The 26,656-nt window shown below is 73.3% G+C and carries 22 protein-coding genes and 1 tRNA gene; 12 read left to right on the top strand and 11 right to left on the bottom strand.

All coding sequences use genetic code 11. The features are described 5' to 3' along the window. Window positions 1-16: 16 nt before the first annotated feature. The gene (locus AC07B0_RS21120) at window positions 17-643 is read left to right on the top strand and encodes a Uma2 family endonuclease (RefSeq protein ID WP_469382238.1); all 627 of its coding nucleotides are present in this window, start codon (window positions 17-19) and stop codon (window positions 641-643) included. On the opposite strand, the gene AC07B0_RS21115 is transcribed toward AC07B0_RS21120, so the two are convergent. The 3 genes from AC07B0_RS21115 to AC07B0_RS21105 form a co-directional block, all read right to left on the bottom strand. Next, the gene (locus tag AC07B0_RS21115) at window positions 640-1,428 is read right to left on the bottom strand and encodes a dioxygenase family protein (RefSeq protein ID WP_467296171.1); all 789 of its coding nucleotides are present in this window, start codon (window positions 1,426-1,428) and stop codon (window positions 640-642) included. The two genes, AC07B0_RS21120 and AC07B0_RS21115, sit on opposite strands and share 4 nt — an antisense overlap. A gap of 145 nt (window positions 1,429-1,573) precedes the next feature. Beyond that, on the bottom strand, window positions 1,574-3,112 hold the full coding sequence (locus AC07B0_RS21110) for an MFS transporter (protein WP_356872235.1): 1,539 nt from the start codon (window positions 3,110-3,112) through the stop codon (window positions 1,574-1,576). A 61-nt stretch (window positions 3,113-3,173) separates the two neighbouring features. Next, window positions 3,174-3,965: a TetR/AcrR family transcriptional regulator gene (locus tag AC07B0_RS21105; protein WP_478898706.1), complete on the bottom strand. Its 792-nt coding sequence runs from the start codon at window positions 3,963-3,965 to the stop codon at window positions 3,174-3,176. Between the two features lie 281 nt (window positions 3,966-4,246). Here AC07B0_RS21105 and AC07B0_RS21100 point away from each other — a divergent pair, with 281 nt between their 5' ends. The 4 genes from AC07B0_RS21100 to AC07B0_RS21085 all read left to right on the top strand — a co-directional run bounded on the left by AC07B0_RS21100 (window position 4,247) and on the right by AC07B0_RS21085 (window position 7,598). Next, the gene (locus AC07B0_RS21100) at window positions 4,247-5,524 is read left to right on the top strand and encodes a M6 family metalloprotease domain-containing protein (protein ID WP_356872239.1); all 1,278 of its coding nucleotides are present in this window, start codon (window positions 4,247-4,249) and stop codon (window positions 5,522-5,524) included. A 164-nt stretch (window positions 5,525-5,688) separates the two neighbouring features. Beyond that, window positions 5,689-6,171, top strand: a complete 483-nt coding sequence (locus AC07B0_RS21095; RefSeq protein WP_356872458.1) for a RidA family protein — start codon at window positions 5,689-5,691, stop codon at window positions 6,169-6,171. A gap of 120 nt (window positions 6,172-6,291) precedes the next feature. Beyond that, window positions 6,292-7,383 (top strand): endonuclease/exonuclease/phosphatase family protein, encoded by a 1,092-nt coding sequence (locus AC07B0_RS21090; protein ID WP_478898705.1) that lies wholly within the window; start codon window positions 6,292-6,294, stop codon window positions 7,381-7,383. 139 nt (window positions 7,384-7,522) lie between these two features. After that, a tRNA-Arg gene (locus tag AC07B0_RS21085) sits at window positions 7,523-7,598 on the top strand. A 77-nt stretch (window positions 7,599-7,675) separates the two neighbouring features. Here the strand turns inward: AC07B0_RS21085 and AC07B0_RS21080 are convergent. The 4 genes from AC07B0_RS21080 to AC07B0_RS21065 all read right to left on the bottom strand — a co-directional run bounded on the left by AC07B0_RS21080 (window position 7,676) and on the right by AC07B0_RS21065 (window position 13,994). Further along, on the bottom strand, window positions 7,676-8,194 hold the full coding sequence (locus AC07B0_RS21080; protein WP_356872279.1) for a hypothetical protein: 519 nt from the start codon (window positions 8,192-8,194) through the stop codon (window positions 7,676-7,678). 130 nt (window positions 8,195-8,324) lie between these two features. Beyond that, complete coding sequence (locus AC07B0_RS21075) at window positions 8,325-8,528, bottom strand: hypothetical protein (RefSeq protein WP_356872281.1); 204 nt, start codon at window positions 8,526-8,528, stop codon at window positions 8,325-8,327. A gap of 117 nt (window positions 8,529-8,645) precedes the next feature. Beyond that, window positions 8,646-10,610 (bottom strand): MFS transporter, encoded by a 1,965-nt coding sequence (locus AC07B0_RS21070; RefSeq protein ID WP_478898704.1) that lies wholly within the window; start codon window positions 10,608-10,610, stop codon window positions 8,646-8,648. 111 nt (window positions 10,611-10,721) lie between these two features. After that, window positions 10,722-13,994 (bottom strand): D-alanyl-D-alanine carboxypeptidase family protein, encoded by a 3,273-nt coding sequence (locus AC07B0_RS21065; RefSeq protein ID WP_469382242.1) that lies wholly within the window; start codon window positions 13,992-13,994, stop codon window positions 10,722-10,724. A 185-nt stretch (window positions 13,995-14,179) separates the two neighbouring features. Here AC07B0_RS21065 and AC07B0_RS21060 point away from each other — a divergent pair, with 185 nt between their 5' ends. The 3 genes from AC07B0_RS21060 (at window position 14,180) to AC07B0_RS21050 (ending at window position 16,589) form a co-directional block, all read left to right on the top strand. Beyond that, a complete protein-coding gene (locus AC07B0_RS21060) occupies window positions 14,180-14,920 on the top strand; it encodes a GOLPH3/VPS74 family protein (RefSeq protein WP_356872285.1) in 741 nt (246 codons plus the stop codon). 345 nt (window positions 14,921-15,265) lie between these two features. Continuing rightward, window positions 15,266-16,150: a helix-turn-helix domain-containing protein gene (locus AC07B0_RS21055; protein ID WP_356872287.1), complete on the top strand. Its 885-nt coding sequence runs from the start codon at window positions 15,266-15,268 to the stop codon at window positions 16,148-16,150. 226 nt (window positions 16,151-16,376) lie between these two features. Beyond that, window positions 16,377-16,589, top strand: a complete 213-nt coding sequence (locus AC07B0_RS21050) for a DUF397 domain-containing protein (RefSeq protein WP_356872289.1) — start codon at window positions 16,377-16,379, stop codon at window positions 16,587-16,589. A 132-nt stretch (window positions 16,590-16,721) separates the two neighbouring features. On the opposite strand, the gene AC07B0_RS21045 is transcribed toward AC07B0_RS21050, so the two are convergent. Then, a complete protein-coding gene (locus tag AC07B0_RS21045; protein ID WP_469382243.1) occupies window positions 16,722-17,597 on the bottom strand; it encodes a hypothetical protein in 876 nt (291 codons plus the stop codon). 127 nt (window positions 17,598-17,724) lie between these two features. Here AC07B0_RS21045 and AC07B0_RS21040 point away from each other — a divergent pair, with 127 nt between their 5' ends. Beyond that, window positions 17,725-18,927 (top strand): aminotransferase-like domain-containing protein, encoded by a 1,203-nt coding sequence (locus AC07B0_RS21040; RefSeq protein WP_356872293.1) that lies wholly within the window; start codon window positions 17,725-17,727, stop codon window positions 18,925-18,927. A 20-nt stretch (window positions 18,928-18,947) separates the two neighbouring features. Here the strand turns inward: AC07B0_RS21040 and AC07B0_RS21035 are convergent, their stop codons facing one another. Continuing rightward, window positions 18,948-20,684, bottom strand: coding sequence for an AMP-dependent synthetase/ligase (locus tag AC07B0_RS21035; RefSeq protein WP_478898703.1), 1,737 nt, complete (start codon window positions 20,682-20,684; stop codon window positions 18,948-18,950). A 118-nt stretch (window positions 20,685-20,802) separates the two neighbouring features. On the opposite strand from AC07B0_RS21035, the gene AC07B0_RS21030 reads away from it, so the two are divergent. The 3 genes from AC07B0_RS21030 to AC07B0_RS21020 all read left to right on the top strand — a co-directional run bounded on the left by AC07B0_RS21030 (window position 20,803) and on the right by AC07B0_RS21020 (window position 23,921). Continuing rightward, window positions 20,803-21,813: an AraC family transcriptional regulator gene (locus tag AC07B0_RS21030; RefSeq protein WP_356872297.1), complete on the top strand. Its 1,011-nt coding sequence runs from the start codon at window positions 20,803-20,805 to the stop codon at window positions 21,811-21,813. A 158-nt stretch (window positions 21,814-21,971) separates the two neighbouring features. Further along, window positions 21,972-22,547, top strand: a complete 576-nt coding sequence (locus AC07B0_RS21025; RefSeq protein WP_469382245.1) for a hypothetical protein — start codon at window positions 21,972-21,974, stop codon at window positions 22,545-22,547. 189 nt (window positions 22,548-22,736) lie between these two features. Beyond that, window positions 22,737-23,921, top strand: coding sequence for a lipase family protein (locus AC07B0_RS21020; RefSeq protein WP_469382246.1), 1,185 nt, complete (start codon window positions 22,737-22,739; stop codon window positions 23,919-23,921). Window positions 23,922-24,011: 90 nt separating this feature from the next. Here the strand turns inward: AC07B0_RS21020 and AC07B0_RS21015 are convergent, their stop codons facing one another. Next, window positions 24,012-24,515: a hypothetical protein gene (locus tag AC07B0_RS21015; protein ID WP_469382247.1), complete on the bottom strand. Its 504-nt coding sequence runs from the start codon at window positions 24,513-24,515 to the stop codon at window positions 24,012-24,014. 88 nt (window positions 24,516-24,603) lie between these two features. Further along, the gene (locus AC07B0_RS21010; protein ID WP_356872305.1) at window positions 24,604-26,466 is read right to left on the bottom strand and encodes an AMP-dependent synthetase/ligase; all 1,863 of its coding nucleotides are present in this window, start codon (window positions 26,464-26,466) and stop codon (window positions 24,604-24,606) included. Window positions 26,467-26,656: the final 190 nt, after the last annotated feature.

The following is a 26,656-nucleotide window of genomic DNA, read 5'->3' as shown; positions in this document are numbered from 1 at the left end:
AGGAGGTGCTGCACCCATGACCGCTCTCGCCCGCGAGACCGCCACACCCCCTTCAGATCTGGACGAGGCCCTGTGGCTCGCATGGCAAGCCGCAGTCGAGAAACTCCCCGAGGGCTTCCACGCCGAGATCATCGAGGGGAACATCGAAGTGTCACCCACCGGGCGCTTCTCGCACGGCGAGACCGCCAACGTCCTGCGTGACGCCCTCGTGGTGTTCCTGGCCGGCAGCGGCTACGCCGCGCGACAGGCCATGAAGGTCGTCCACGGGCGCAAGGTCTCGATCCCCGACCTGTTCATCGCACCGAAGGACGCCCGGGAACACGTCACCGAGGACGGCATCGGCATCATGGCCTCCGGCGTGGAGCTGATCGTCGAAGTGGTCTCCCCCGGTCACGACAGCGTCTCCCGCGACCGGATCCGCAAGCGGCGGGCCTACGCCCGCGCCGGCATCCCGGTCTACCTCCTGATCGACGACCACGACGACCGCGGCACCGTCACGGTACTGAGCTCACCCGATCCCGAGAAGGCCGTCTACGACGACGAGGTCCGGGCGGCCTACGGGACCGCGGTCACCATCCCCACGGGACCCGCCAAGGGGTTCACGGTCGACGAATCGATCACCGGGGCGCCCCGCGGCGGCTAGCCGAACTGGAGGGAGCGCTTCGAGAGGCCCATCCAGAAGCCGTCGACCGGGGTGCGCTGGGCGGCGAGGTCGGCTTCGGCCGCGCCGAGGGTGACGAACAGCGGGGCGAAGTGCTCGGTCCGGGGATGGGCCAGGCGGCCCGCCGGGGACTTGGTCTCGAAGTCGAGCAGGGCGTCGACGTCGGCGGCGGCGAGTGCCTCGCGGCCCCAAGCGTCGAACTCCGCCGACCAGCCGGGGACGCCGGGGCCGGTGTGCCGCAGCGCGGCCAGGTTGTGGGTGAAGAAACCGCTGCCGACGATGAGCACGCCCTCGTCGCGCAGCGGGGCGAGCCGGCGGCCGATGTCCATGAGGCGGGCGGGGTCGAGCGTCGGCAGGGAGATCTGCAGGACCGGTATGTCGGCCTCGGGGTACATCTCGACCAGGGGGACGTAGGCGCCGTGGTCGAGGCCGCGGTCGGGGATGTCCTGGACGGGGGTGCCGGGGGCCCGCAGCAGGGAGCGGACCGAGGCGGCGAGTTCCGGCGCGCCGGGGGCCCCGTAGCGCACCGCGTAGTAGTGCTCGGGGAAGCCCCAGAAGTCGTAGACGAGCGGGACGGGCTCGGTGGCGCCGAGGGCCAGGGGGGCCTCCTCCCAGTGGGCGGAGACCATCAGGATCGCGCGCGGCCGGGGCAGCTCCGCCGACCAGGCGGCGAGCTCGGCGGGCCAGAGCGGATCGTCGGCCAGCGGCGGGGCGCCGTGGCTCAGGTACAGCGCCGGCATGCGGGCGGGAGTGGGCGCGGTGGTCATCGGGCGCTCCTCGGTCGTCGGGAGTTCGGTACGGGGCCTGCCGGGCCGCCGTACGGAGCCGGGGCCGCCGGACAAAAGACTAACCCCGCTTCGTTCAAATTTGAACGAAGCGGGGTGATCAGTCATTCCCGCACCGGGAGCCGCGTCAGTGGGCGATCACCGGGACCTTGAACTCGGCGTCCTCGGAGCCGGAGCCGGAGGCCACCGGCGCGCCCGAGCCGGGACGGCCCGTGTTGATCAGGGTGAGCGCGATGGTCGCGCTGATCACGAGGATGCCGACGGCCCACCAGATCGCGGACGAGTAGCCCTCGACCATGGCCCGCGCCTGCACCAGCTGCGCCGCCGGTCCGCCCGCCGCAGCCTCGGCCGCGTGGTCGGTCAGGTACGCGGTCGTCGCCGAGGCGGCGATCGTGTTCAGCAGGGCGGTACCGATGGCGCCGCCGACCTGCTGCGAGGTGTTGACCATGGCCGAGGCCACGCCGGCGTCGGCCGGGTCGACCCCGTGGGTGGCCAGGGACATGGCCGGCATGAAGGCCGTGCCCATGCCGAGGCCCAGCAGCAGCTGCGCCGGCAGGATCAGCGCCGGGTAGGAGGAGCCGACCTCCAGCTGGGTCAGCAGCAGCATGCCCGTCGCGGCGATCAGGAAGCCCGGGCCCATGAGCAGGCGCGGCGGCACGCGGGTCATCAGACGGGCGCCGATCTGGGTGGATCCCGTGATCATGCCCACGATCATCGGCAGGAAGGCGAAGCCGGTCTTGACGGGCGAGAAGCCCTTCACGACCTGGAGGTAGTAGGTGAGGAAGAGGAACAGGCCGAACATCGCGATGACGGCCAGACCGAGCGAGAGGTAGACGCCACCGCGGTTGCGCTCCAGCAGGACGCGCAGGGGCAGCAGCGGGGACTTCACCTTGGACTCGACGTACACGAAGGCCAGCAGCAGCGCCGCGGAGGCGATGAACAGGCCGATGGTGACCCCGTCCGACCAGCCCTCGGACTCGGCGCGGGTGAAGCCGTACACGAGCGAGACGAGACCCAGGGTCGAGAGGACCACGCCCGGGACGTCGAGCTTCGCGGCGTTGCGGGAGCCGGCCGGCTCGCGGATGACCATCCAGGCGCCGACGGCGGCGACGATCGCGAAGGGGATGTTCACGTAGAACGTCCAGCGCCAGTTCAGGTACTCGGTGAGGAAGCCGCCGAGGATCAGGCCGACGGCGCCGCCGCCGCCCGCGATCGCGCCGTAGATGCCGAAGGCCTTGGCCCGCTCCTTGGCGTCGGTGAAGCTGACGGCCAGCAGCGAGAGCGCGGCCGGTGCGAGCAGCGCGCCGAACGCACCCTGGAGGGCGCGGGCCCCGAGCATCATCGCCTCGCCGGTTGCGGCGCCGCCGAGCGCGGAGGCCAGGGCGAAGCCCGCGAGACCGATGACGAAGGCGTTCTTACGGCCCCACTTGTCGGCGATGCGGCCGCCGAAGAGGAGCAGTCCGCCGAAGGCCAGCGCGTACGCGGTGATGACCCACTGGCGGTTCCCGTCCGAGATGCCGAGGTCGGTCTGGGCGGACGGCAGCGCGATGTTCACGATGGTCGCGTCGAGGACGACCATCAGCTGCGCCAGGGCGATGAAGACGAGCACCTTCCACCGATTGGGATCGGCGGCGACCGGCGGCGCGGTCACGGCGGTTTTTGACATGGGGGTACCTACTTCACTGTGCGGGGTGACTGAAAAGACTACTTAATGAGGGTTTTGTACGTCATGTGGTTTTCCGTCTGAGGTCCTGCAAGGTGGCCGCGGCGCCGGGCAGTTCGGAGCGGGCCGGAGCCCGCAGGCCGTCGAGGAAGAGCTGGAGGTGACGGTGCGCGTACCGGTCCGCGTCCGGGCAGCCCGTACCGGGGAGGGGTCGGCTGAGCTGGGACAGGGCGACCATCAGATCGCCGGCGCCGATGTCGGTGCGCACCAGTCCGCCGTCCTGCCCGGCGGCCACGAGGGCCTCGACGGCCTCCGCCAACACGTCGCGGGACGCGAGGAGTTCGGGGTGGTCGTGGTCGAAGCCGCCGGCGAGCATCGGGCACAGGGCACCGATCCGCTCGTCGGCCGCCGCGTGGGCGAAGCGGCAGAGCGCGGCGAAGGCGTCGGGGAGCTCGGCCCGCGCTTCCTCGGCGAGGACCTCGTCGGCGAGGGCGGCGACCCGGCCCGTCACGTAGAGCACCACGTGGTGGACGAGGGCGGCGCGGTCGGGGAAGTGCCGGTAGAGGGTGGCGTTGCCGACGCCGGCCCGGCGGGCGATCTCGTCGAGCGGGGCCTCCGAGCCGTGCTCCACCAGCATCTCGCGCGCCGCCACCAGGATCCGCTCCCGGTTGCGCACGGCGTCCGCGCGCGGCTTCGGCAGCCGAGTCGGGGTCGCGGCCCGCTCCGGCGCCGGGGCCGCGAGGTCCACGGTCGCCGCCGGGAGGCCCACGGTCTGCTCCGCGAGGTCCACGGCCTGCTCCGCGAGGTCCACGGTCGCCGCCGGAGCGGCGGTGCGCGTGCGGGTCGGGCTCTTCATTCCGGGGGCCTTCCTGGGGCGAGTACGGCGGCGGCGGGTACCGCGGTGACTGCGGCCGGATGAAACGGGGAAACGGTCCCCGCTTCGTGCGACGTACGTGCAAACGGGGATCGAGTCCCCGGTTATTTCACTCGTCCGTGTGAGCTGGGTCACAGGTCGGTTCGGGGGCCCGGTCCCGTTTGGACGCTCCCGGCGCGCGGGCGCGCCGCAGCCGTCGGAGGGTGGGCGGACAGAGCGCAGACCGGACCCGGCCGGCTGCCGCGGACCCGAAGGCGATCTCCATGCCGCAGACCCGCCACCGGATACGCAGACCCTGCCGCACCAGCGCGTTCATCGGCCTGACCGCGCTGGCCCTCGGCGTGACGGCGACCGCGAGCACGGGCATATCCGGCCGCGGGCACTCGGCGGCCGGTCCGGTGGCCACCACCGCGGAGTCGGTGCTGGCGCCCTGCCGGATCACCGGGACCATGGGCGTGCAGATGTCCGAGGGCCTGCCGACGCCGCCCGGGTACTCGCGCTCGACCGGTGAGGTGCGCGCACTGAACCTGATGATCGACTTCCCGGACGCCAAGGGCGAGGGCACCGCGATGGACCGGCTGTCGGAGTTCTTCCCGCAGACCTCCGACTGGTTCCGGATCAGCTCCTACGGCCGGCTCACCTACCGGGCCGAGGCGCCGATAAGGGACTGGCTGCGGATGCCGATGCCGTTCGCCGCGTACGGGATCGGGCGCGGGTCCCCGTACGAGCCCGGCTACCGGCAGCTCGTCGAGCACATCGCGAAGGCCGCCGACAGCGACGTCGACTTCGGCAAGTACGACCTGGTCAACGTCCTGGTCACGCCGAACGCCGGACCGTCCGCCCTCGACACCGTCCTGTCGGTGACCTTCTCGGGCAACGGCGAGGCACCGGTGGCCGACGGCGTACCGCTCGCGAACACGTCCTTCGTCTACAGCCGGCAGGACGACGGTTCGGGCTCCTACCGGGAGACCGGCTACCGGGTGCTCCCCCACGAGAACGGGCACGTCTTCGGACTGCCCGACCTGTACACCGCCGACGGCGGCGGCACGGTCGGGCACTGGGACATCATGAGCGAGGACTGGGGCGCCAACAACGACCTCCTCGGCTGGCACAAGTGGAAGCTGGGGTGGCTGGACGGGGAGCAGATCAGCTGCGCCTCCAAATCGGGGGTCAGCGACCACGTCCTGTCGCCGCTGGCCGTGGAGGGCGGCACGAAGCTGGCCTTCGTCCCGCTGTCGGAGAGCTCCGGGTACGCGGTGGAGGTGCGGACGCGGGCCGGGAACGACGAGGCCGTCTGCAAGCCGGGCGTGCTCATCTACAAGGTGGACTCGGACGTCGACACCGGGCGCGGCCCCGTCACGGTGCGGGACAGCGCGGTGGAGAGCGGCGGCTGCACCCGGCGGCCGAACGTGCACGCCGAGCTGTCGGACGCGCCGTACGTGCCGGGCGAGACCTTCACCGACGACAAGTCCGGCATCAGCGTCTCGGTGGTGGGCGAACTGCGCAACGGCAGCTACCAGGTACGGATCACCCGGCCCTGACGGGCGGGCGGCTCCGGGCCGACGGCCCCCGGGACGGGGCGTGTGATGACCACCCGCGAACTCCTCTTCACCCGGGTGGAGGAGGCCTTTCGGCGGCTTTCGGCGCGGGAGCCGGGCATGGTCGAACCCATCGTCCGCTTCCCCCGAAGGAGCCCGTCGTGACCGTGACCCCCACGACCCCCGAAGAGCGCCTGGCCGCGGCCGGGCTGACGCTGCCGCCCGCCCCCGCCCCGGTCGCCGTGTACGTGCCGGCCGTGCTGAACGGCCACTACGTGTACACCTCCGGCCAGCTGCCGATGGTGGACGGCGCCCTGCCGCTGACCGGCAAGGTGGGGGCCGGTGTGACCCCGGAGCAGGGCAAGGACCTGGCCCGGCAGTGCGCGCTGAACGCGCTCGCCGCCGTGGCGTCGGTCGCCGGGGACCTGTCCGCGGTCAAGCGGGTGGTGAAGGTCGTGGGCTTCGTCGCGAGCGACCCGTCGTTCACGGGCCAGCCGGGCGTGGTCAACGGCGCGAGCGAGCTGCTCGGCACCGCGTTCGGCGACGCCGGCATCCACGCCCGGAGCGCGGTCGGGGTGACCGTGCTGCCGCTCGACGCGCCGGTCGAGGTGGAGCTGGTCGTGGAACTGCACACCCCGATGGGGGTGTGAGCCCGTGACGGCCCGCCAGGAGGCGTCGTAGGCACGGCCGTCCGGCGGCGTCGCGGCGCGATCCCCTCCGCCGCGCCGCCGGGGGCGAACCCCGGTCCGGTCCCGGGCGTCCTGGAAGGCATGACCGCGATACCCCGCCAGGACCCTCCCGGCGCGCCCGACGCTCCCGGCGCTCCCGACCCGGGCCGCCCTCCCGGCGCTCCCGACCCGGCCGCACGGCGTACGGGCACCGGCGCGGCGGCCGCCGTGACGGCCGGTCCCGGGCGGCCCGGGGGCGGGGCGGCCTCCTCCGCCCGGGGCCGGATCCTGGCCGGGCTCTGCCTCCTCACCGCCCTGGTGATGCTGCTGAACCCCTGGATCCCCAACGGCCGCGCGACCGGCAACCTCGGCAGCCTCGTCCAGACCTTCCTCCCCTGGACCGGCCTGCTGGTCCTGCCCCTGCTGGCCGGCGCGCTGGCGCGCCGCTCGCGGACCGCCCTGGCCGCCGTCCTGCTGCCCGCGCTCACCTGGACCGGGCTGCACGGCACGACCCTGCTGACCGACCGGGGCGCGGGCGGCCCCGCCGACCTGACCGTGGTCACCCACAACGTGGACGACGCGAACCCCGACCCGGCCGGCGCCGCCCGGGCCGTCGCCGCGTCCGGCGCGCAGCTGATCGCCCTGGAGGAACTGACCCCGCCCGCGACGGACGCCTACGAACGCACCCTGGCCGCGACGCACCCGTACCACGTGGTGCGGGGCACGGTGGGGCTCTGGAGCACCCACCCCCTGCGCGACGCCGAGGCCGTACCGATCATGCCGTGGACCCGCGCCCTGCGCGCCACCGCCGACACCCCGAAGGGGCCCGTCACCGTCTACGTCGCCCACCTGGCCTCGGTCCGGCTCCGCCCCGCCGGCTTCACCACCGAACGCCGCAACGAGGCCGCCCGGAACCTCGACGCCGCCCTGCGCGCCGACCCCGCCGAGCGGACCCTGCTGGTCGGCGACTTCAACGGCACCACCGCGGACCGCGCCCTGGCCCCGCTGATGTCCCGCTTCCGCTCCGCCCAGGAGGCGGCGGGCGCCGGCCCGGGCTTCAGCTGGCCGGCCCGCTTCCCGGTGGCCCGCATCGACCAGATCCTGGTCCGCGGCCTCACCCCGGTCTCCGCCCACACCCTCCCCCCGACCGCGAGCGACCACCTCCCGGTCGCGGCCTCGCTGCGGTTCCCGTAGCCCCGCCCGGCCCGAATGGGGCCGCTGCCAAGGAGGTTGCCCACCACCGCCCGAACACCCCGGCCACCACCCCTGCCGCCCCCACCCCGAATCGGGGCGACCACCCGCATCCTGATCCGCTAGGCTGTCAGCGGTCTCCGCCTTCGTAGCTCAGGGGATAGAGCACCGCTCTCCTAAAGCGGGTGTCGCAGGTTCGAATCCTGCCGGGGGCACCAGGGACGACGGCCCGGAGCGATCATGCTCCGGGCCGTTTGACGTCGCCCTCCGACAGCGCCGGGGGCACATCGGTGGCTCAGTGGCCGACGGCTGCTTTCGCTGCCACGATGAGCAGCACGAACAGCAGGTTGACCAGGCCCTCGACGGTCGCCTGGGTGCGGGACGCGCCGGCGTTCAGGGCTCCGAACAGGGCCCAGGTGAACTGCTGCACCCCCGTCACGGCCAGGGCGAGCCACGCCGTGCCGCTCAGCCCCAGTCCCAGGAGCGGGCTCACCGCCACTGCCGCCGCCGGCAGTACGGCCGCCTCGATGATGGGCAGCTCGCGCCGTCCGGTCCCCCGGACCTCGGCCCAGCCGACGGACCGGCCGACGAGCCGTTCGGCGGCGAGGTTCGCGTAGACGTGGGCCGCCCAGAAGACCGCGCCCGTCACGAGGAGCAGCACGATGAGCTGGAGGCGCGGGAAGGCACCGACCGCGCTGGCCGTGGCGATCACCGAAGCCGCGAGGAGCGATCCGTAGACCGCGCCCGCGTGCTCCGTCCGCGAGGCCGTCCCGGTGTGGTCGGATCGGCGGGGCCATCGGAAGAGGCGGTGCACCCGTCCAACCTATAGACCGCGGGCCGTCGTCGGCCGCACCACACGCTGAGGCGGTGCCGGGACGACGACGGCCCTCCCGGCAGGAGCCGGGAGGGCCGCTCACGTCATGGGCCGGGGCAGTGCGCGGCCGTCAGCTCAGGCCTCTGCTGCGCTCGCCGATCCGGTCGCCCTGGGGAGTTCCGGCCCGCTTGAGGGCCGCCTTGGTGTGCGCCCCGCCCTTGACCTTGCTCCGGACCGGACCGTCGAAGCCGTGACCGGCCGTACGGGGCAGCTGGACCTGTTCCGTCGCCTTCGCGATCGCGGCCTGGACGTCCTGCTTCTGCTCTTTGCTCATCCCGTCGTCAACTCCCTCGGGAAGCACCCAATCGGACTACTCGGATCGTATGCAGATATACGGAGCAATGCACCCGGAGCAAGACGTAAAGAAATCCCTTGCAGCAAGAATGACGGCTCAGGGCGCCGTCGGGGCCGCCGACGGCGACGGCCGCTCCGGCGTCCCCAGGGTGGCGCGGACCAGCTCCTCCGGGCAGGGCGTTCCCCGGGGCAGCTGGTACTTCGCGGACACCCGGTACTCCCCCGCCACCGGGGCCAGCAGCTCCGTCCACACGTCCCCGGCGTCGTCGGGGGCCGCCTTGAAGAGGCACCCGGCGGTGTTCGCGTACTCCTTCGGCTTCGCGGAGGCGCCCCGCGCCTTCGAGGAGAACGTCTCCTGCGGGGGCAGGACCGCCTTGCCCTCGGAGTCCACCAGGCCCAGCCACGGCGAGTGCGGGATGCGCACCAGCACCCGGCCGCGCCGCTTCACGTCGATGACCAGCTGGTCGGCGCCCGCCCGCACCACCGTCGCGGGTCCGGCCACCAGGCTCGTGGGGTCCTGCACCTCGAACAGCTGCCAGTTCTCGTCGCCCCACACCTGCCGCAGGTACGGCAGGCCCCCGCGCACGAGCTTCGCCTCGTCCTCCCCGCCCGAGTCGGGTTTGCCGGCGGGCAGGACCACGTAGTGCACGGCCCAGCGTTCGAGCCAGGCCCGGTAGTTCTCGGCGGTGAGGGTGTCGTCGTAGAAGAGCGGGTTGCGCTCCAGGTCGGCCTGCCGGTTCCAGCCGCGCGCCAGGTTCACGTACGAGGGGAAGGCCGAGGATTCGCGGTGGCTGCTGGCCGGGACCACCTCGACCCGGCCGCGGTCGGCGTCCGCCTTCTTCAGGCGGTCGACGAGCGGGGCCAGCTCGCGGTTCCAGGCGGCCACCGGGGTGGTGCGGACGATGTCGGTGACGCTGTTGGTGGTGATCCATACGGTGAGCCCGGCGAACCCGAGCAGCACCAGGCGCCGGCGCCGCGAGCGCGGGGCGGTGTACGGGACGGCGGCGAGGAACACCGCGCCGCCGAACAGCATGACCAGCCGGGTGACGTTCGAACCGACCTGGGAGTCGATCGCCCAGGTCAGGAACACGCCGAGGGCGTAGACGGCGGAGGCGATCCGGACGGTCTTCCACCGCGCGGGCACGAGGAAGACGAGGGCCAGGCCGAACACGAAGGGCAGCCAGGCGGAACCCAGCTTCATCGGCTGCGTCCCGGAGAAGGGGAACAGCCACGCCGACAGCCCGACGACGGCCACCGGGGCCAGCCCGAGGGCGTACGCGCCGGGCCGCCGCCGGCTCAGGAACAGCGCGGCGGCGATCACCCCGAGGAACAGGCCCGCGACCGGGCTCGCGGCGGTGGCCAGCCCGGCGAGCGGTGCGGCGACGGCGGCCTTGGCCCAGCGCCGCCGGGCCCACCGGCGGGGCCAGCAGAAGACGGCGGCGACGGCCCCGAGCGCGAACAGCACGCCGAGGCCGAAGGTGACCCGGCCGGACAGGGCGTTGCACAGCAGCCCGTAGACCCCGGCCAGGGCCGGCCACAGGGGGCGCCGGACGGCGCCGCGGCAGCGGGTGAGGATCAGCGCGAGGAGCCCGGCCGAGGCCGTCCCGGCGATCATCATCGTGGTCCGGACGCCGATCATGTGCATGACGTACGGGGACACCACGCTGTACGAGACCGGGTGCATGCCCCCGTACCAGGCCAGGTTGTACGCGGTGTCGGGGTGGCGGCCGACGAACTCGGCCCACGCGTCCTGCGCGGCCAGGTCGCCGCCGCTGTTGGCGAAGGTGAAGAACCAGACGACGTGCAGGACGGCGGCGAGCGCGGTGGCGACGGCCACCGGATGCCGGTGCGCCCGGCCGAGCAGGCGGGCCCCTATGCCCTCGGGCCCGGCGGGCACCGACGACTGCTCCCCGGCCCCGGAGGCCGCGGACGGCTGCTCCCCGGCCCCGGGGGAGCCGGACGCGCCCGAGGACCCGGACGGTGCCGACGGCGCGGCGAGGCCGCCCGGCCGGCCCGACTGCTCGGAGGACCCGGACTGCTGGTGCTGCTCAGCGGTGGTCACTGATGACGCTCTCTCCCGACACGACACGGCACGGCGCGCGAGCCCCGTCCCGGTCCCCTAGACGCGCCGCGGCGCCCCGGGGTTGCCCGGGGCGCCGCGGCGCAGCAGCGGTCAGCCGACGCGGACCAGCTTGCTGCCGATGCCCGGCGCGGCCAGCTCGGTCTTGAGCGCCACGGGCACCTTCACCTGACTGGCTCCCTCGCCGACGGTCAGCACGCCGACCTCGGTCCCGGCCTTGGCGGTCTCGGGGAGCTTGGCGCCCCCGTCACCCAGCTTGATGTCCACGGTCAGCGAGGACCAGCCGACCGCCTGGACGTCGGCCGTGGCGACGACCGGGGTCCGGCCGCCGAGGCCGTCGTCGACGTACCCGACGACTTCGCCCTTCTTGACGACGGTCGCGCCTTCGAGGGACTTCTGGGTGGCGACCAGCAGGGTCCGGCTCGCCGCGATGACGCTGTCGATGATCGGCGGCTTGTGCTGTCCGAGGACCGCTCCGACGATCAGCTGGTTGGTGCCGCCGATCTTCTTCTGGGCGGCGAACAGGAGGTTTCCGCCGGCCTTGGTCGTCGTACCGGTCTTGATGCCGAGCGAGTCGTTGTACGGGACCAGGCGGTTCCAGTTGGGCCAGGTCTTGCCGGACGGGTCGACCCAGCTGGGCTTGCTGGTGATCTCGATCAGGGCCGGGATCTCGACGATCTTCAGGCCCAGCTTGACCTGGTCCTCGGCGGTGCTGACCGTGGTCGCGTCGAGGCCCGACGGGTCCGTGTACGTGGTGTTGGTCATGCCGAGTTCCTTGGCGGTGTCGTTCATCTTCTTGACGAACGCCTCCTGGGAACCGGAGTCCCAGCGCGCGAGGAGCCGCGCGATGTTGTTGGCCGACGGGATCATGAGGGCGGCGACGGCGTCGTACTCCGAGATCTTGTCGCCCTCCTTGACCGTGTTGAGGGTCGACTCGTTGTCGGACTTGTCCTTCTGGCCCTCGGTCTCGGCGGTCTTGTCGACGTCGATCATCGCGCCCTTCTCACCCTTCTTGAAGGGGTGGTCGCGCAGGATGATGTACGCCGTCATCGACTTGGTGACGCTGGCGATCGGCACGGGCTTCTGCTCGCCGGACGAGCCGATCGTGCCGAGGCCGGCGGCGGCCATGGAGGCCTGCCCCTCGGTGGGCCAGGGCAGCTCGGGCTTCCCGCCGGGGAAGGCGTACGTGGCCTTCGCGGTCATCGCGAGCTTCGGAGCGGGCAGCGGGCGCACCAGCTGCACGACGGCGAGGACGACGGCCAGCAGCAGCACGACCGGGGCGTAGATCTTGAACCGCCGGACCGCGGTGCGCAGCGGGCTGGGCGGCGGGGGCGGGTTGTTCGTCAGGTCCGCCAGCATGTCCAGCGGCGGCCTCGGCGGCAGCGGCTGCTGCGTGGTGCGCTCGCTGGGGTCGAGCCGGTTCGCGGCGGGCCCCGGGGGGGCCGGGGGTGCGGGTGCGGGCGCGGGCTTCGGCGGGGCGGGGGCGTCACCGCGCAGCGGTACGAAGGTGCTGGACTGGCGCTCCCCCGCCTTCGGGGCGTCACCGGCCGGAGCCGGGGCGGGGGCGGGGGCCGGGGCGGTGCCCGGCTTCACGGCCCGGAAGACGGCGGTGCGCTCGCTGTCGGAGCCCGTGTCCTGGCCGTCCTTCTTGGCGCCCGGGGTACTCGGGCGGCCCTGACCGTCCTGGCCGTCCCGGCCGCCTTCCTTGCCCTTCGCGCCGGTCGCGGGCCCGGAGCCTGCGGCGGAGGGGCGCTTCGGAAGGCCCGGAGCGCCGGTGGCCGGCTTGCCGGGAGCGGCGGGGGCCGCATCCGGCTTCACCGCACGGAACACCGCGGTCCGCTCACTGTCGGACTCGGCGTCCTTCGGAGCCTTCGCGGGCGCGGAGGGAGAGGAGGGCGCGGAGTCGGCCTTCACGGCCCGGAACACGGCGGTACGGCTGTCCTGGCCGTCCTCCGCCCGGTCCTCAGCGCCCTTCGCGGACCCGGAGCCCTCGGAAGGCCGCTTCGGACCGCCGGGGGCACCGGGAGCGTCGGACGCGGGCTTGCCGGGAGCCTCGGAAGCGGAGGTGCCGGAAGCGGGAGTACCGGAAGCGGGCGTGCCCGGGACACGCGGAGCGGCGGAAGCGGGCTCGTCGCCGGTGTCCGGGGCCTCGGAAGAGGTCTTGCCGGGGGCGCCCGGAGAGCCCGGGGCGGGCTTCGCCGGGGCGTCGGGAGCCGCATCCGGCCGTACCGTGCGGAACACTGCGGTCCGCTCGCTGTCGGGCGCGGCGGGCTTCTGCTCGGGCTTGACCACCCCGAAGGCCGTGGTGCGGGATTCCGCGCCCGGCTTCTTCCCCTGGTCCGGGGCCGGACCGGAACCGGAAGCGGAACCCGGACCCGAACCGGAGCCAGCACCGGGCTTGACCACGCCGAACGCCGTCACCTCGGGCTTGTCCGACCCGGCCGGCGCGTCCGCCGAAGCGGAATCCGGCTTCACGGCACGGAACACCGCCGTGCGCTCACTCTCGACCGCCCGGGACTCCCCGGCCCGCTTCCCATCCGCCTCGGCCGGACCGGACTTCGCAGCCCCGGTCTCCTCGGCGGGCTTCCCCGCACCCCGCGGGTCCCGCGCCGGACCAGAAGCGGAACCAGAACCGGAACCTGATCCGGAGCCAGAACCGGGCTTGACCACGCCGAACGCCGTCACCTCGGGCTTGTCCGACCCGGCCGGCGAGTCCACCGAAGCGGAATCCGGCTTCACGGCACGGAACACCGCCGTGCGCTCACTCTCGACCGCCCGGGACTCCCCGGCCCGCTCCGCATCCGCCGCGGCCGAGCCGGACTTCGCGGCGCCGAACGCCCTCGCGAGTCCGGGCTTGCCCGCCTCGGACGTGGTTTCCCCGGCGGGCTTCCCCGCACTCCGCGGGTCCCGCGCCGGACCAGAAGCGGAACCAGTATCAGAACCGGAATCAGAACCGGAACCGGACTTCACTACGCCGAAAGCCGTCACGGCCGGCTCGTCCGACCCGCCCGGCTCCTCACCGGAAGCGGAATCCGGCTTCTGCTCCGCGTCCGCCGGCAAGGCCTGCCGTACGACCCCGGAGGGCTTGGTGCGCCCGGCCGGGGAGTCCACCCGACCGGGGGACGGTTCCGCAGCGGTGACGGCTTCGAACGCCTCGGTCTCGGCGCCCGCGTCCGTACCCGTGTCCGCGCCCGCCTTCCCGCCGGACGCGGCCGGCTCGGCCGTGGCGACCCAGGCCGCGACGGCCTCCTTCAGGGGGTCGCGCGGCTGGAACACCGAAAGCCTCGGATCCCGCTCCGCGGAGGAGGACTCCGCCGCCCCCGACGCTCCTTCATCTACCGACTTGTCGGGGGACTCGCCCGCCACCGTTCCTCCTCGATCGCCGTCCGGTCACTGTCCGAACCGTCTAACAGTGTCCCGTCTAGGGGGCATCGCCCCCGTGCTAGACGAGAACGACATAGCTGCGGGTTCCCGCACAAAGCGGCCACGCGCTCTCGACAGATGAATGTGAGAGGCGTCACCCTGTCACTCATCCACGCGGGGAGGCATGGATGGGCAGGAGCCGCAGAACAATTCCGGAGGAGCTTCTGCTGCTCGCCTTGGACCCGACCACGGGAACCACGGCGCAGCCGCAGTCGCTCGACCTCGGCCTGGCCGGGGCACAGCTAGTGGAGCTGGCTCTGGCAGGACGGATAGCCCCTGATGGGGATCGTATCGCCGTGGTGATGCCACGGCCGACAGGAGATCCGACTCTGGACTCCGCACTGGAACTGCTGCGCAGGCGCGGCAGCCCGGTACGGGCCGTCCACTGGATCGGCGGACCCCGGCTGGGGCTCCGCCAGATTTACCTCGCTCATCTGGAGCGCTGCGGCATGGTCCATGCCGTCGCGGGACAGATGTGCGGGGTGCTGCCGACGACTCGCTACCAGGCGACCGACACGGCGATCAGCCGGGAGATCCGTGCCCGGCTCGACAGTGCGATCCGCACCGGTGTACCGCCGGACCCGCGGACCGCGGCGCTCGCCGCTCTGGCCCACGCGGTCGGACTCGGCAAGCACCTGTACCCCGGCAACGAGGGGCGGTCGTCCAGGTCCCGGCTGCGGGACCTGATCCGGCACGACCCGATGGGCGGACTCGTGGCGCACGCCGTGATGGACGTCCAGAACGGTGTGGCCGCCCAGCCACGCCGCGACCGTGCTCCGGCTCCGCCGGCCGCCCGGCCGCCGGCGAACGGCGGCGTACCGCTGCAACCGCGCCGGACGGGTGCGATGGCACGGGTGGCCGCGCACTGAACGGCGGCGACAGCGGCACCGGGCACGAACCGTAGGACACGTACGACCCGTAGAACACGTAGGACCCGTACGACCCGTAGGACCACGCACGAAAACCCGTAGTGTCCGCGACACCCCTTGACCCATCGCGGGGACTACTGCCGCACCGCTCCACCGCATTGTCAGCGCCTCGGCCGGTAGTCCCCCAAAGACCCGGTCCGCAGGACGCCTTCGCGCGGGGTGGCGGGGCCGGACCACCGGCCCCGCCAGCCCGCGCGTCCGCATTTCCGGCCCGTTCGCCAGCGGCGTCGCGCCTTTCGGTGGCAGTCTGCTGAACACCAGACACACAGAGAGAGGTGCCGACCCGTGGCGTCCAATGTCAATCCCACCGTCCGACGCCGCCGACTGGGCATGGAATTGCGCAAACTCCGCGAGGACAAGGGCATGACGGCCGAACAGGTCGCCGAACGCCTCCTCGTCTCCCAGTCGAAGATCAGCCGGCTGGAGAACGGCCGCAGGTCCATCAGCCAGCGCGACGTCCGCGACCTGTGCGAGGTGTACGAGGTCGAGGACCCGCGGCTCGTCGACTCGCTCATGCAGATGGCGAAGGACTCCCGCCAGCAGGGCTGGTGGCACGCCTTCGGCGACATCCCGTACAGCGTCTACATCGGTCTGGAGACGGACGCGGCCAGCCTGCGCACCTACGAGCCGCAGATGGTCCCCGGGCTGCTCCAGACGCCCGAGTACGCGCAGGCCCTGATCCGCGGCGCCCTGCCCGAGACGGCGCCCGCCGACGTGGAGAAGCGCGTCCAGGTCCGGATGCACCGGCAGAAGCGGCTGTCGGAGACGGACAACAACAACCCCGAGGTCGGGCCGCTGCGGCTGTGGGCGGTGATCGACGAGGCCGCGCTGCGCCGGCACGTCGGCGACCCGCAGTTGATGGTGCGGCAGCTGGAGTACTTGATAGAGCAGTCGGAGCAGCCGTACATCACGGTGCAGGTGATGCCCTTCTCGATGGGCGCGCACCCCGGCGTGAACGGCCAGTACGCCATTCTGGAATTCCCGGACGCCTCGGACTCGACGGTGGTCTACATCGAGGGCGTGACGAGCGACCTGTACCTGGAGAAGGCCAACGACGTTCAGAAGTACAGCGTGATGTACGAGCACCTGCGCGCCCAGGCGCTCAATGTCGAGCAGACCCGGCAGTTCATCTCGGAGATCATCGGCCACTACGCCGTCAAAGCGGGGTAGCGGGGCCCGAAACACCCGTGACCGAGGTGGCGGAAGTGGCAGGGGATGACGGAGGGCCCGGTACGGTACACCGTCCATCCCCGGCCACAGAAGGCCTGAATGGAATATGCCACCCGGTCGAGTGAATGCCTCCTTCACCCCTCGGGAGGTGCGGGTAGCGTCGATCACGTCAGCCGGGGAATTGGCTGGCACGACACCGGAACTACTCGCTGAACCGGAGAGAAACATGGCTATTCGTCAGGGCGCCACGGAAAACTGGACCAAGTCCTCGTACTCCGGCGGAAACGGCGCCTGCGTCGAGGTCAAGTCCCCCGTGGTCGAGTCCATCTCGGTCCGCGACTCGAAGGTGCAGGACGGTCCGTCCCTCACCTTCGCGCCGGGTTCCTGGACCTCCTTCGTCGCCGACGTCATCGAGGGCCGGCCGGGACGCCTCGTCTGAACCCCTCGGCATCCACTCCGACCGTTGTCCCCGTACCACTGACCAGAGCCCTCTCGACCGGCCCGCCGTCCTGGCCGAGGGGGCTCGGCCGTGCCCGCACGCACCCCTCGGCGGCACGGTCAGCCCGAACGGCTACCGGAGTTCATCGACGTACCGGTCGGTGCCCGGCACCGTGGGAACGAACGGGGCCACCAGCTCCACCCGGCCCAGCCCCGATTCCGCGACCTCCGCGTCCAGATCCCGGAAGCGGTCCCAGCAGGTCCGCGGGTCGGCCTCCAGGAACCACAGCAGCGTCAGCCGGCTGCCGACCCCCTCGACCTGCTTGACGTAGGTCATCCGGTCGCCGGGAAGCGGCGTCGGCTCGAAGACCGTCACCATCGCCGCAGGAGAACCGTTCAGCCGCTGCGGCAGGGCCCGCGAGCGCAGCCACTCCAACAGCTCCGCCCGCTGTCCGGGGCCCTCGGCGTCGACGACCTGGAGCACCAGCCCGGCGTACGGGTGGTCCAGGGCGTGGAAGTCCCGGGGGCCGGCGGCACCGTCGCGGTAGACGGTGGCCGCGTGGTCCTGGAAGGCGGTGAAGACGTGGGTGCGGTCGCGGTAGACGCGGCCGTCGCGGTTCAGCCGCTTGTTGATGCCGACGGTCCACTTCATGTGCTCGTCGTAGCGGCCCTCGGTCACCCAGTACGTCGAGAGGTAGCACCCGGCGGTCACGGGCTGGGCGACCGCCGACTTCTCCGGGTAGCGCAGCTCCTGGAGCTCCCGGGTGGCCACCCAGCGGCGGCCCGCGTACATCCACGGCATGGCCATGGCGCCGGCGTAGTAGTGGTCGTCCTCGTACCAGCGGTTGTACGCGAACTCGTGGCCCGGGTGCGGTTCCACCATGGTGATCAGCGCGTGTCCGGGCCGGACCCCGTAGGGGCCGACGGCCGCGAGCGCGGCGTAGTCATCGGCCCGGGTGCCCCGGCCGTCGCTCTCGTCCCGGTCTGCTGCTCGCTCGTCTGTGGTCATGGCACCGGTGTATCTGATGATGCGTCAGTTGGGGAGGGGGTGGGCGGCGTTCACCTGGCGGACGAGTAGGTGCCGTCTGCACCTTTCGCCGTTAGGCTGCGCCCACCCGCCGCCCGAAGGAGCCCCCATGAGCGCCCACGCCGAGCCCCGGCCCCTGCCCGCCTTCGCCGCCCGCGCCGTCTCGGTGGGCGGCTCGCCCGTACGGGAGATCCTGGCGCTCACCGAACGCCCCGGGGTGATCTCCTTCGCCGGCGGCCTCCCCGCCCCCGAACTCTTCGACACGGCCGGACTGCGCTCCTCCTACGCGGCCGCCCTCAGCGGCGCCACCAGCGCCCGGGCCCTCCAGTACTCCACCACCGAGGGAGCCCCCGAGCTCCGCGAGGCCGTGGCCGCCCGGGCCGGGGCGCGGGGCCTGGCCACCACCGCCGACGAGGTCCTGGTGACGACCGGTTCCCAGCAGGGGCTCGCCCTGCTGGCCGCCACGCTCCTGGAGCCCGGCGACACGGTGCTCGTCGAGAACCCCACCTACCTGGCGGCCCTCCAGTGCTTCGGCCTGGCGGGAGCCCGGGTCGTACCCGTCCCCTGCGACGGGCAGGGGCTCCTGCCCGACGCCCTGGAGGAGGTCCTCGTCCGGGAGCGGCCCAAGCTGCTGTACACCGTCCCCACCTTCCAGAACCCGACCGGCCGCACCCTGCCGGGAGCCCGCCGGGCCGAGGTGGCGGCGATCGCGGCCCGCCGGGGCCTCTGGCTGGTCGAGGACGACCCGTACGGGGACCTCCGCTACGAGGGGACCCACGTGCCGTGGCTCGCCGCCCACCCGGGCGCCGAGGACCGCACGGCCCTGCTCGGCAGCTTCTCCAAGGTGATGGCCCCGGGGCTGCGCCTCGGCTGGCTGCGCGCCCCGGCCGCGCTGCGCCGTGCGGCGGTCGTCGCGAAGCAGGCGGCCGACCTGCACACCTCGACGGTGGACCAGCTGGCCGCCGCGCACTACCTGGCCGCCCACGACCTCGACGCCCACGTGGCCACGGTCCGCGAGGCCTACCGGGCCCGCCGGGACGCCCTCCTGGCGGGCCTCGGCGCGGCGCTCCCGGCGGGCTCGGAGTGGAACCGCCCCGAGGGCGGCATGTTCGTGTGGGCCCGCCTCCCCGAGGGGTACGACGCGACGGCCCTGCTGAAGTCGGCCGTCGCCCACGACGTGGCCTACGTGCCCGGCGCCCCCTTCTTCACCGGCGCCCCGGACCCGCGCACGCTCCGGCTGTCGTTCACCACGCACACCCCCGGCGAGATCGCCGAGGGCCTTGAGCGGCTGGGCCGGGCCCTGCGGGGCTGACCCGGAGCCCGAGGCGCCCGTCAGCCCCCGTACAGCGCCTCGATCTCCGCCGCGTACCGTTCGGCGACCGCGCCCCGGCGCAGCTTGAGCGTCGGGGTCAGCGTCCCGGCCCCGACCGAGAACTCCTCGTCCAGGACCCGGAACGCCCGGATGCGGGCCGGGCGGGAGACGGTGGCGTTGGCCGCGGCGACGGCCTCACCGACCAGGGCGAGCACTTCCGGATGGGCGCCCGGACGGTCCCCGAGGTCGAGGGAGCGCCGGGCCGCCCAGGCGGCGACCTCCGCTCCGTCCAGGGTGATCAGGGCGACCGGGTGGGGGCGCCGGTCGCCGATCAGGACGGCCCGCGAGACGTACCGGGAGGCCGCCTGGACGGCGAACTCCACCTCGGTCGGGGTGATGTTCTTGCCGGCGGAGGTGATGACGAGTTCCTTCTTGCGGCCGGTGACGGAGAGGAAGCCGTCGGCGTCCAGTTCGCCCAGGTCCCCGGTGTGCAGCCAGCCTTCGGGGTCGAGCGTGCGCTCCGTCGCGTCGGCGTTGGCGTGGTAGCCGGGGAAGACCATGGGGCCCCGGGCCAGGATCTCCCCGTCCGCCGCGATGCGGACCTCGCAGCCCGCGACGGGACGGCCGACCGTGCCGTAGCGGACGGCCTCCGGGTGGTTGAGGCTGATCACCCCGCCGGACTCGGTCATCCCGTAGCCCTCGAAGACCCGTATCCCGCAGGCGCGCAGGAAGTCCAGCGTGGCGGGGGCGATCGGGGCGCCGCCGGTCAGCGCCCACTTCAGGCGGCCCCCGAAGGCGGCCCGGACCAGGGAGTACAGGGACCGGTCCGCGGCCTCGTGCGCGGCCCGCAGTTCCTCGGGGAGGCGGCCCTCCGCGGCCAGCACGCCCAGCCGGACGGCCTCCTCGAAGCGGGCGCGGCCGCCCTCCTGCCCCTCCGCCAGGGCCAGCACCACCGAGTGGACCTTCTCGAACAGCCGGGGCACGGACGGCAGGTGGGTGGGCCGGGCCTCGGCCAGCTCGGCCAGGACGTCCTCCACCCGGCCCCCGAAGTAGCAGAGCTCCCCGCCCTCCAGCAGCGTCGTGAACTGGATGAGCTGCGCCAGCAGGTGCGCCAGCGGCAGGTACAGGTACGTGGAGTCCCCCGGGCCGCCCCGGATCAGCGGGAGCGTGCCGTCCTGGACGGCCCCGAAGTTGCCGTGGGTGAGGCGGCAGCCCTTGGGCAGGCCCGTCGTGCCCGAGGTGTAGACGATCGAGGCGTCGTCCGCCGGGGTCACGGCGGCCGCCCGCGCCCGCAGGGCCGCCTCCGGGGCGGCGGCACGCTCGGTGACCGCGTCCATCCGTACGACCGCCCGCAGCGCGGGCAGTCCGGGCCGCAGCGCCTCCACCCGGGCCGCCTGGGCGGCGTCGTCGCAGACGGCCACCACCGCCTCGGAGTCGGACAGCACCCAGGCCAGCTCCTCGTCCCCCGCCGTCGGGTAGACGGGCACCAGGACCGCGCCGGCGGCCAGCACCGCGAAGTGGGTGTACGTCCACCGCGGCCGGGTCTCCGCCAGGACCACGACCCGCTCGCCCGCGGCGACGGCCAGGTCGGGGCCGATCAGGGCCCGCGCGGCCGCCCGTACGGCCGCGGCGAGTTCGGCGTAGGTCCTGGTCCGCCATCCGTCCGACCCCGCCCGGAACCGCAGGGCCGTCTGCGGGCCGTACCTCTCCTCGGTCCACTGGGTGAACTCCGCCAGGGTCTCCGGCCGACCGTCCATCGCATGCCCTCCCGGGATAGGTGACACCCCGACGCTAGGCATCGGCGGACCGCGTCCGGCATGACCGGACGCGTCAGCACCGCTGACCCCAGCGCTCAATGCGGCTACCGTCGAAGCCATGGGGAGGCGGACGATCACCGTGCACCACGTGCGTGCCGTGCTCGCGGGGGCACGGCGCGGGGGCTTCGACCTGCTGCCGCTGCTCCAGGAGGCGCAGATCCCGCCGCTGTTGCTCGGCGACGACCGGGCGCGGATCACGCCCGCGCAGTTCGCCCGGCTCTTCCGGGCGCTGTACCGGACCACGCAGGACGAGTTCCTCGGGCTGTCGGCGGTCCCGAGCCGGCCGGGCACGTTCGCGATGATGTGTCACGCCTCGCTGGGCTGCCGGGACCTCGGGGCGGCCGTGGAACGGGCTGCGGCCTTCTACGGGCTGTTCCCCGGCGGGCCGGAGCTGGCGCTCGAAGTCGACGGCGGCGAGGCCCGGTTCGCCGTCGGCAACGACTTCGAGCGGGACGAGGAGCGCTTCCTCACCGAATGCGTGCTGGCCATCTGGCACCGGCTCGCGAGCTGGCTGATCGGGCGGCGCATCCCGCTGTCCGCCGCGGCCTTCAGCTATCCGGCGCCGCCGCACGCGGACGAGTACGAGCTGCTCTTCGACTGCCCGGTCCGCTTCGGGGCGCGGCGCACGCAGGCGGTGTTCGGCGCACAGTGGCTGACGGCCCCGCTGGTGCGGGACGAGGCGGAGCTCGACGCGATGCTCCGCCGGGCCCCCTTCGACCTGCTGTCGCGCCCCGAGTACGGGACGACGGTCGCGGAGCAGGTACGCCGCACCCTGACGCAGCGGCTGCGCAGCTCTCCCCGGCTGCCCGAACTCGGGGAGGTGGCGGCCCGCCTCGCCGTCTCCCCGGCCACGCTGCGGCGCCGGCTGCGGCAGGAGGGGACCTCCTTCCAGCAGCTCAAGGACCACGTCCGGCGGGACGCGGCCATCGCGGGACTCGCCGAGAGCGGGGAACCCATCGCGGAACTCGCCGCCCGGCTGGGCTTCTCCGAGGACACCGCCTTCCACCGCGCGTTCCGCCGCTGGACGGGTACGACCCCGGGGGCGTACCGGATCGCTTCCGGGGGCTAGGGAACGTCCGCGCGCCGGGGGGCGTGCGGGGACCGGCGCGCAGGGCCGGCGAGTGCGTCCGGGCTCCGTTGACCACGTACCGCGCACGCCAGGAAACTCGGCGTGGCGAACGCCCGGCCGGGCTTCGCCCGGGGATTCGCCGGTGGAGAGGTGGACGCATGGGCTTCCTGACAGAGGGCGAGAGGGATCCGCGGCCGGACCGCAGGAAGGTGCTGACCCGGGCCCTGGGCGCGGCGGCGGCCGGGCTGGCGGGCGCGGCACTGGCGACGGGAGCGGCGGCCGGTCCCGCCGCGGCGGCGGTCCGCGCGAACCAGACGGACTGGCGGTTCTGCACCAAGTGCTACGGCATGTTCTTCCGCGGCTATCCCACGGACGGCGTCTGCCCGGCGGGCGCGGGTCACGACGCGGCGGGCTTCAACTTCAACCTCCCGTACAACGTGCCCGAGACGCCGAAGGCGCAGCGCAACTGGCGCTTCTGTACGAAGTGCTACGGCATGTTCTACTACGGCTACCCCACCAACGGCCGCTGCCCGGCCGGCGCCGCGCACAGCATGGCCGGGTACGACTTCGTCCTGCCCCACGACATCCCCGAGCCGGCGGGCTCGCAGCGCAACTGGCGCTTCTGCCCGACCTGCTACGGCCTCTACTACTACGGCTACCCCACCAACGGCCGCTGCCCGGCCGGGGGCGCCCACGGCGTGGCCGGGTACGACTTCGTCCTCCCCCACCTGTAGGAACGGGCCGCCGCCGCGCCCCGCGACGGGGTGCGGCGGCGGCGTGGCGCTGCCCGGCGGCGGTGCGGGCGGGGGTGAGGGTGGGACTCCGGGTCAGGAAAGGTGAGCTGCGCAGTCAGCGACATCCTGACCGGTCGGTCACTACCTTCGCCTGACCCACCCCGTACGGACCGTTGGGAGAGCCGCCCCATGCGTTTCCGCAGGACCGCCCTCGCCGTCGTGGCCGCCATGGCCATGTCCGCCTGGATCCCCTCCGCCGCAACCGCCGCCACCGAGAACGAGACCGGGACCGAGACCGCCACGGGCACCGTGTCCGGCCGTCCCGGCGACCTCGTCTCCAGTGCGCCCTCCGCCTTCCACCCGCTGCCCGGACAGCCGACGAACACCAAGGCGTGGAAGGTGCGGTACCGCTCGACCACCGCCGACGGCGCCCCCAACGTCGTCTCCGGCACCGTCATCGTCCCGCAGGACGGCCGCACCGGCCCGCGCCCGCTGGTCACCTACGCCGTCGGCACCGTCGGCATGGGCGACTCCTGCGCACCGAGCGAGAACCTGCCGTACGGCACCTCCATGGAGGCCAACCTCATCCAGCAGCTCACCCTGCGCGGCTGGGCCGTGGTCGTCACCGACTACGAGGGCCTCGGCACTCCGGGCGTGCACACGTACACCGTCGGCCCGTCGGCGGGCCACGCCGTCCTCGATGCCGCCCGCGCCGCCCTCCGCCTCCCCGCGGCCGGGCTCGGGCCGGACACCCCGGTCGGCATCATGGGGTACTCGCAGGGCGGCCAGGCCAGCAGCTGGGCCGCCGAGCTGCACGGTTCGTACGCGCCCGAGCTGAAGGTGAAGGGCACGGCGACCGGTGGCGTCCCGGCGGACCTGATGAAGGTGGCCGACTTCAACAACGGCTCCTTCGGCTCGGGGCTGATCTTCATGGCGGCCGCCGGCCAGGACGCCGCCTTCCCGGAGCTGCGGCTGGACTCCTACCTCAACCCGGCGGGCAAGGCCCTGGTGGCCGGGATGAAGGAGCACTGCGTGGCCGTCGACGCGATCGCCGGGTCCTTCAAGCGGATCTCCGACCTGACCGTGCGCAACCCGCTGGAGCAGCCCGACTGGCGGGCCCGCCTGGACCAGAGCCGGCTCGGGCGCACCGCCCCGGCCGCGCCCGTGTACCAGTACCACGCGCTCGCCGACGAGCTGATCCCGTACGGGGTGGGCAGCCGGCTGCGCTCGGAGTGGTGCGCGAAGGGCGCGAACGTCGAGTTCGACACCATCTGGCTCGGTGAGCACGTCAGCGGGGTGATCACCCACTCGCCGGCGGTCGGGAACTGGCTGGCGGACCGCTTCGCCGGGCGCCCGACGCACGCGAACTGCTAGTTCCGGTACGCCCCTGCGCCCCGCCGGGCCGTTCGCCCCGGCGGGGCGCAGGCGTGTCGCGCCCGGCGCCGGCCGGCCCGGCGGCGGCGGTCAGTGCCGGTCGACCTCGACCTCGGTGATCTCCACCTTCGGTTCGGCGGGCGCCGCCCGGCCCGGCATCGAGACCTTGACCTCGGTGGGCCAGGACGCGCCCGGGTACACGCCGACGGTGTCGGTGCTGAAGCTGCCCGTGGCCTCGTAGCCGTCGGGGCCGGTCACGCGCACGGTGACCTCGTAGAAGGACCGCACGGTGCTCTGGTTGGTGAGGGAGACGGGCACCCGCAGCGCACCGCCGCCGTCCGGTACGGCGGCGTAGGCGCTGGCGTCGCCCTCGCGGTCGACGACCGGGCCGAACTCCTCGGTGCCCGCCGGGGGCGGCGGGGGCGCGGACGGGGACGGGGTCCGGGTGACGACCGGGGGCGGGGACGGTACGGCGTCCGCGGTGGGGTCCGCCTTCGGTTCGGCCTCCGTGCACCCCGCGAGGGCGCCGACGGCGGCGACGGCCACGAGCACGGACACGGCCCTGGTCAGCATCTTGGAGTGGTACTCGGGCACGGCTTCCCCCCGGAGCGCGGGTGCGCGGTCGGTCCCCGCGCACCGGATCGCCATGATCATATGACCGGCACTCCGGAGGGTCCCGGGCTCAGTGCTCGCGCGGCCCCCGGTACAGGGCGTCGATCTCGGCGGCGTAGTCCCGGGCCACCGCGCCGCGCCGGAGCTTGAGGGAGGGCGTGAGGTGCCCGCGCGCCTCGGTGAACTCCCCCGGCAGGACGGCGAAGCGCCGGATGGACTCGGCGCGCGAGACCAGCTGGTTCGCCTCGTCCACCGCCCGTTGCAGGTCGGCCAGCAGTTCCTCGTCGGTGACCAGCTCGCGGACCGGCACGCCCTGCTTCTTGTGCATCTGGCGCCAGTGCGCCAGCCCGTCCGGCTCCAGCGTGACGACGGCGGTGACGTAGGGCCGGTTGTCGCCGATCACCATGCACTGGCCGACGAGCGGATGGGCGCGCAGCCAGTCCTCCAGGGGCGCGGGGGCGACGTTCTTGCCGCCGGAGGTGATGATCAGGTCCTTCTTGCGTCCGGTGATGGTGAGGTACCCGTCCGCGTCCAGCTCGCCGATGTCCCCGGTGGCGAGCCAGCCGCCGGCCGGCTGGGCGGCGACGTTCCAGTAGCCGGCGAACACGTGCCGGCCGTGCAGCAGCACCTCCCCGTCGTCGGCGATCCGTACCGCCGTGCCCGGCAGCGGCCAGCCGACCGTCCCGAGCCGGGGCCGCAGGGGCGGGGTGACGGTGGATGCGGCCGTGGTCTCGGTCAGCCCGTAGCCCTCGAAGACCTCGATGCCCGCGCCGGTGTAGAAGGCCGCGAGCCGCCGGCCGAGCGGGGAACCGCCGCTGAGGACGTAGCGCACGCGCCCGCCGAGGGCGGCCCGGATGCGCCGGTAGACCAGCGGGTCGTAGAGGGCGTGGGCGGCGCGCAGGCCCATGCCGGGGCGTTTGCCCTCGACCGCTTCGCCGATGCTCCGCGCGATCCGGGCGGCCCGGTCGAAGGAGGCTCCGCGGCCCATCCGTTCGGCGGTGGCGCGGGCGGTGTTGTAGACCTTCTCCAGCACGTACGGGATGGCGAGCAGGAACGTCGGCCGGAAGCTCGCCAGGTCGGCGAGCAGGTCCTCGGTACTGATGCTCGGCGCGTGTCCGAGCTTGACCCGGGCCCGCATGCAGCCGACCGCGACCATCCGCCCGAAGACGTGGCTGAGCGGCAGGAACAGCAGGGTGGAGGCCGGATCGGTGGTCACCGACCGGAAGACCGGGTGCAGCAGTTCCACCGCGTTGTCGACCTCGGCGAAGAAGTTGCCGTGGGTGAGGACGCAGCCCTTGGGCTGTCCGGTGGTGCCGGAGGTGTAGACGAGCGTGGCGACGGAGTCCGGCGTACGGGCGGCCCTGCGCGCGTGCACGAGCGCGTCGGGCAGGTGCTCCCCGGCCTTCACCAGGCGGGCGACGGCGCCTGTGTCGAACTCCCACAGGTGCGTCAGCCAGGGCAGGTTGCCGCGCTCGGCGCTGATGATCCGGGCCTGGGCGGTGTCCTCGACGGCGCAGGCCACGGCCCCGGAGTCGTGGATGATCCAGCGCGCCTGCACGGCGGAGGAGGTCGGGTAGATCGGTACGGTGACCAGTCCCGCGGCCCATCCGGCGAAGTCCAGCAGGGTCCACTCGTAGGTGGTGCGGGCCATGATGGCCAGCCGGTCGCCCTCCTTCAGCCCCTCGGCGATGAGGCCCTTGGCGACGGCGAGCACCTCGGCGGCGAACTGGGCGGCGGTGACGTCCCGCCAGGTGCCGTCGCGGTCCTTGCGGGCGAGGACCGCCTCGGCGGGGGCTTCGCGGGCGTTGTCGAAGGGGATGTCGCCGAGCGAGCCGCTCCGTGGCATCCCGGCGAGCGGGGGCAGGGACACCTCGCGCACCACCCCGCCGACGATCGTCTTGACGGGTTCCACCAGCTTCGGCTCGGTATCCACGGCACGCTCTCCTCGGGTCGATCGGAGTTACCGCCGGTAATCTACGCACGGGTAACCCGGTCCGACCACCCCCCGGACCGGGTCTTTTCCCTCGCGGGGGCCGTTCAGCCCCGGGTTTCGGCGGGCCGCACGGGTCCACGAGCCGCACGGCGTGGGGTACTTGCGGGCGGGGCCGGGCGCGGAGCCGTGG

The organism is Streptomyces sp. NPDC044704 (genome assembly GCF_056433525.1).
The sequence above is the reverse complement of the archived record's forward strand: the minus strand, read 5'-3'. Positions and strand labels throughout refer to the sequence as shown.

Excerpts from the sequence above, each read along its gene's own strand:
- AC07B0_RS21120 (WP_469382238.1), top strand. The coding sequence starts at position 17 with ATGACCGCTCTCGCCCGCGAGACCGCCACACCCCCTTCAGATCTGGAC.
- AC07B0_RS21115 (WP_467296171.1), bottom strand. The coding sequence starts at position 1,428 with ATGACCACCGCGCCCACTCCCGCCCGCATGCCGGCGCTGTACCTGAGC.
- AC07B0_RS21110 (WP_356872235.1), bottom strand. The coding sequence starts at position 3,112 with ATGTCAAAAACCGCCGTGACCGCGCCGCCGGTCGCCGCCGATCCCAAT.
- AC07B0_RS21105 (WP_478898706.1), bottom strand. The coding sequence starts at position 3,965 with ATGAAGAGCCCGACCCGCACGCGCACCGCCGCTCCGGCGGCGACCGTG.
- AC07B0_RS21100 (WP_356872239.1), top strand. The coding sequence starts at position 4,247 with ATGCCGCAGACCCGCCACCGGATACGCAGACCCTGCCGCACCAGCGCG.
- AC07B0_RS21090 (WP_478898705.1), top strand. The coding sequence starts at position 6,292 with ATGACCGCGATACCCCGCCAGGACCCTCCCGGCGCGCCCGACGCTCCC.
- AC07B0_RS21075 (WP_356872281.1), bottom strand. The coding sequence starts at position 8,528 with ATGAGCAAAGAGCAGAAGCAGGACGTCCAGGCCGCGATCGCGAAGGCG.
- AC07B0_RS21060 (WP_356872285.1), top strand. The coding sequence starts at position 14,180 with ATGGGCAGGAGCCGCAGAACAATTCCGGAGGAGCTTCTGCTGCTCGCC.
- AC07B0_RS21050 (WP_356872289.1), top strand. The coding sequence starts at position 16,377 with ATGGCTATTCGTCAGGGCGCCACGGAAAACTGGACCAAGTCCTCGTAC.
- AC07B0_RS21045 (WP_469382243.1), bottom strand. The coding sequence starts at position 17,597 with ATGACCACAGACGAGCGAGCAGCAGACCGGGACGAGAGCGACGGCCGG.
- AC07B0_RS21040 (WP_356872293.1), top strand. The coding sequence starts at position 17,725 with ATGAGCGCCCACGCCGAGCCCCGGCCCCTGCCCGCCTTCGCCGCCCGC.
- AC07B0_RS21035 (WP_478898703.1), bottom strand. The coding sequence starts at position 20,684 with ATGGACGGTCGGCCGGAGACCCTGGCGGAGTTCACCCAGTGGACCGAG.
- AC07B0_RS21030 (WP_356872297.1), top strand. The coding sequence starts at position 20,803 with ATGGGGAGGCGGACGATCACCGTGCACCACGTGCGTGCCGTGCTCGCG.
- AC07B0_RS21025 (WP_469382245.1), top strand. The coding sequence starts at position 21,972 with ATGGGCTTCCTGACAGAGGGCGAGAGGGATCCGCGGCCGGACCGCAGG.
- AC07B0_RS21020 (WP_469382246.1), top strand. The coding sequence starts at position 22,737 with ATGCGTTTCCGCAGGACCGCCCTCGCCGTCGTGGCCGCCATGGCCATG.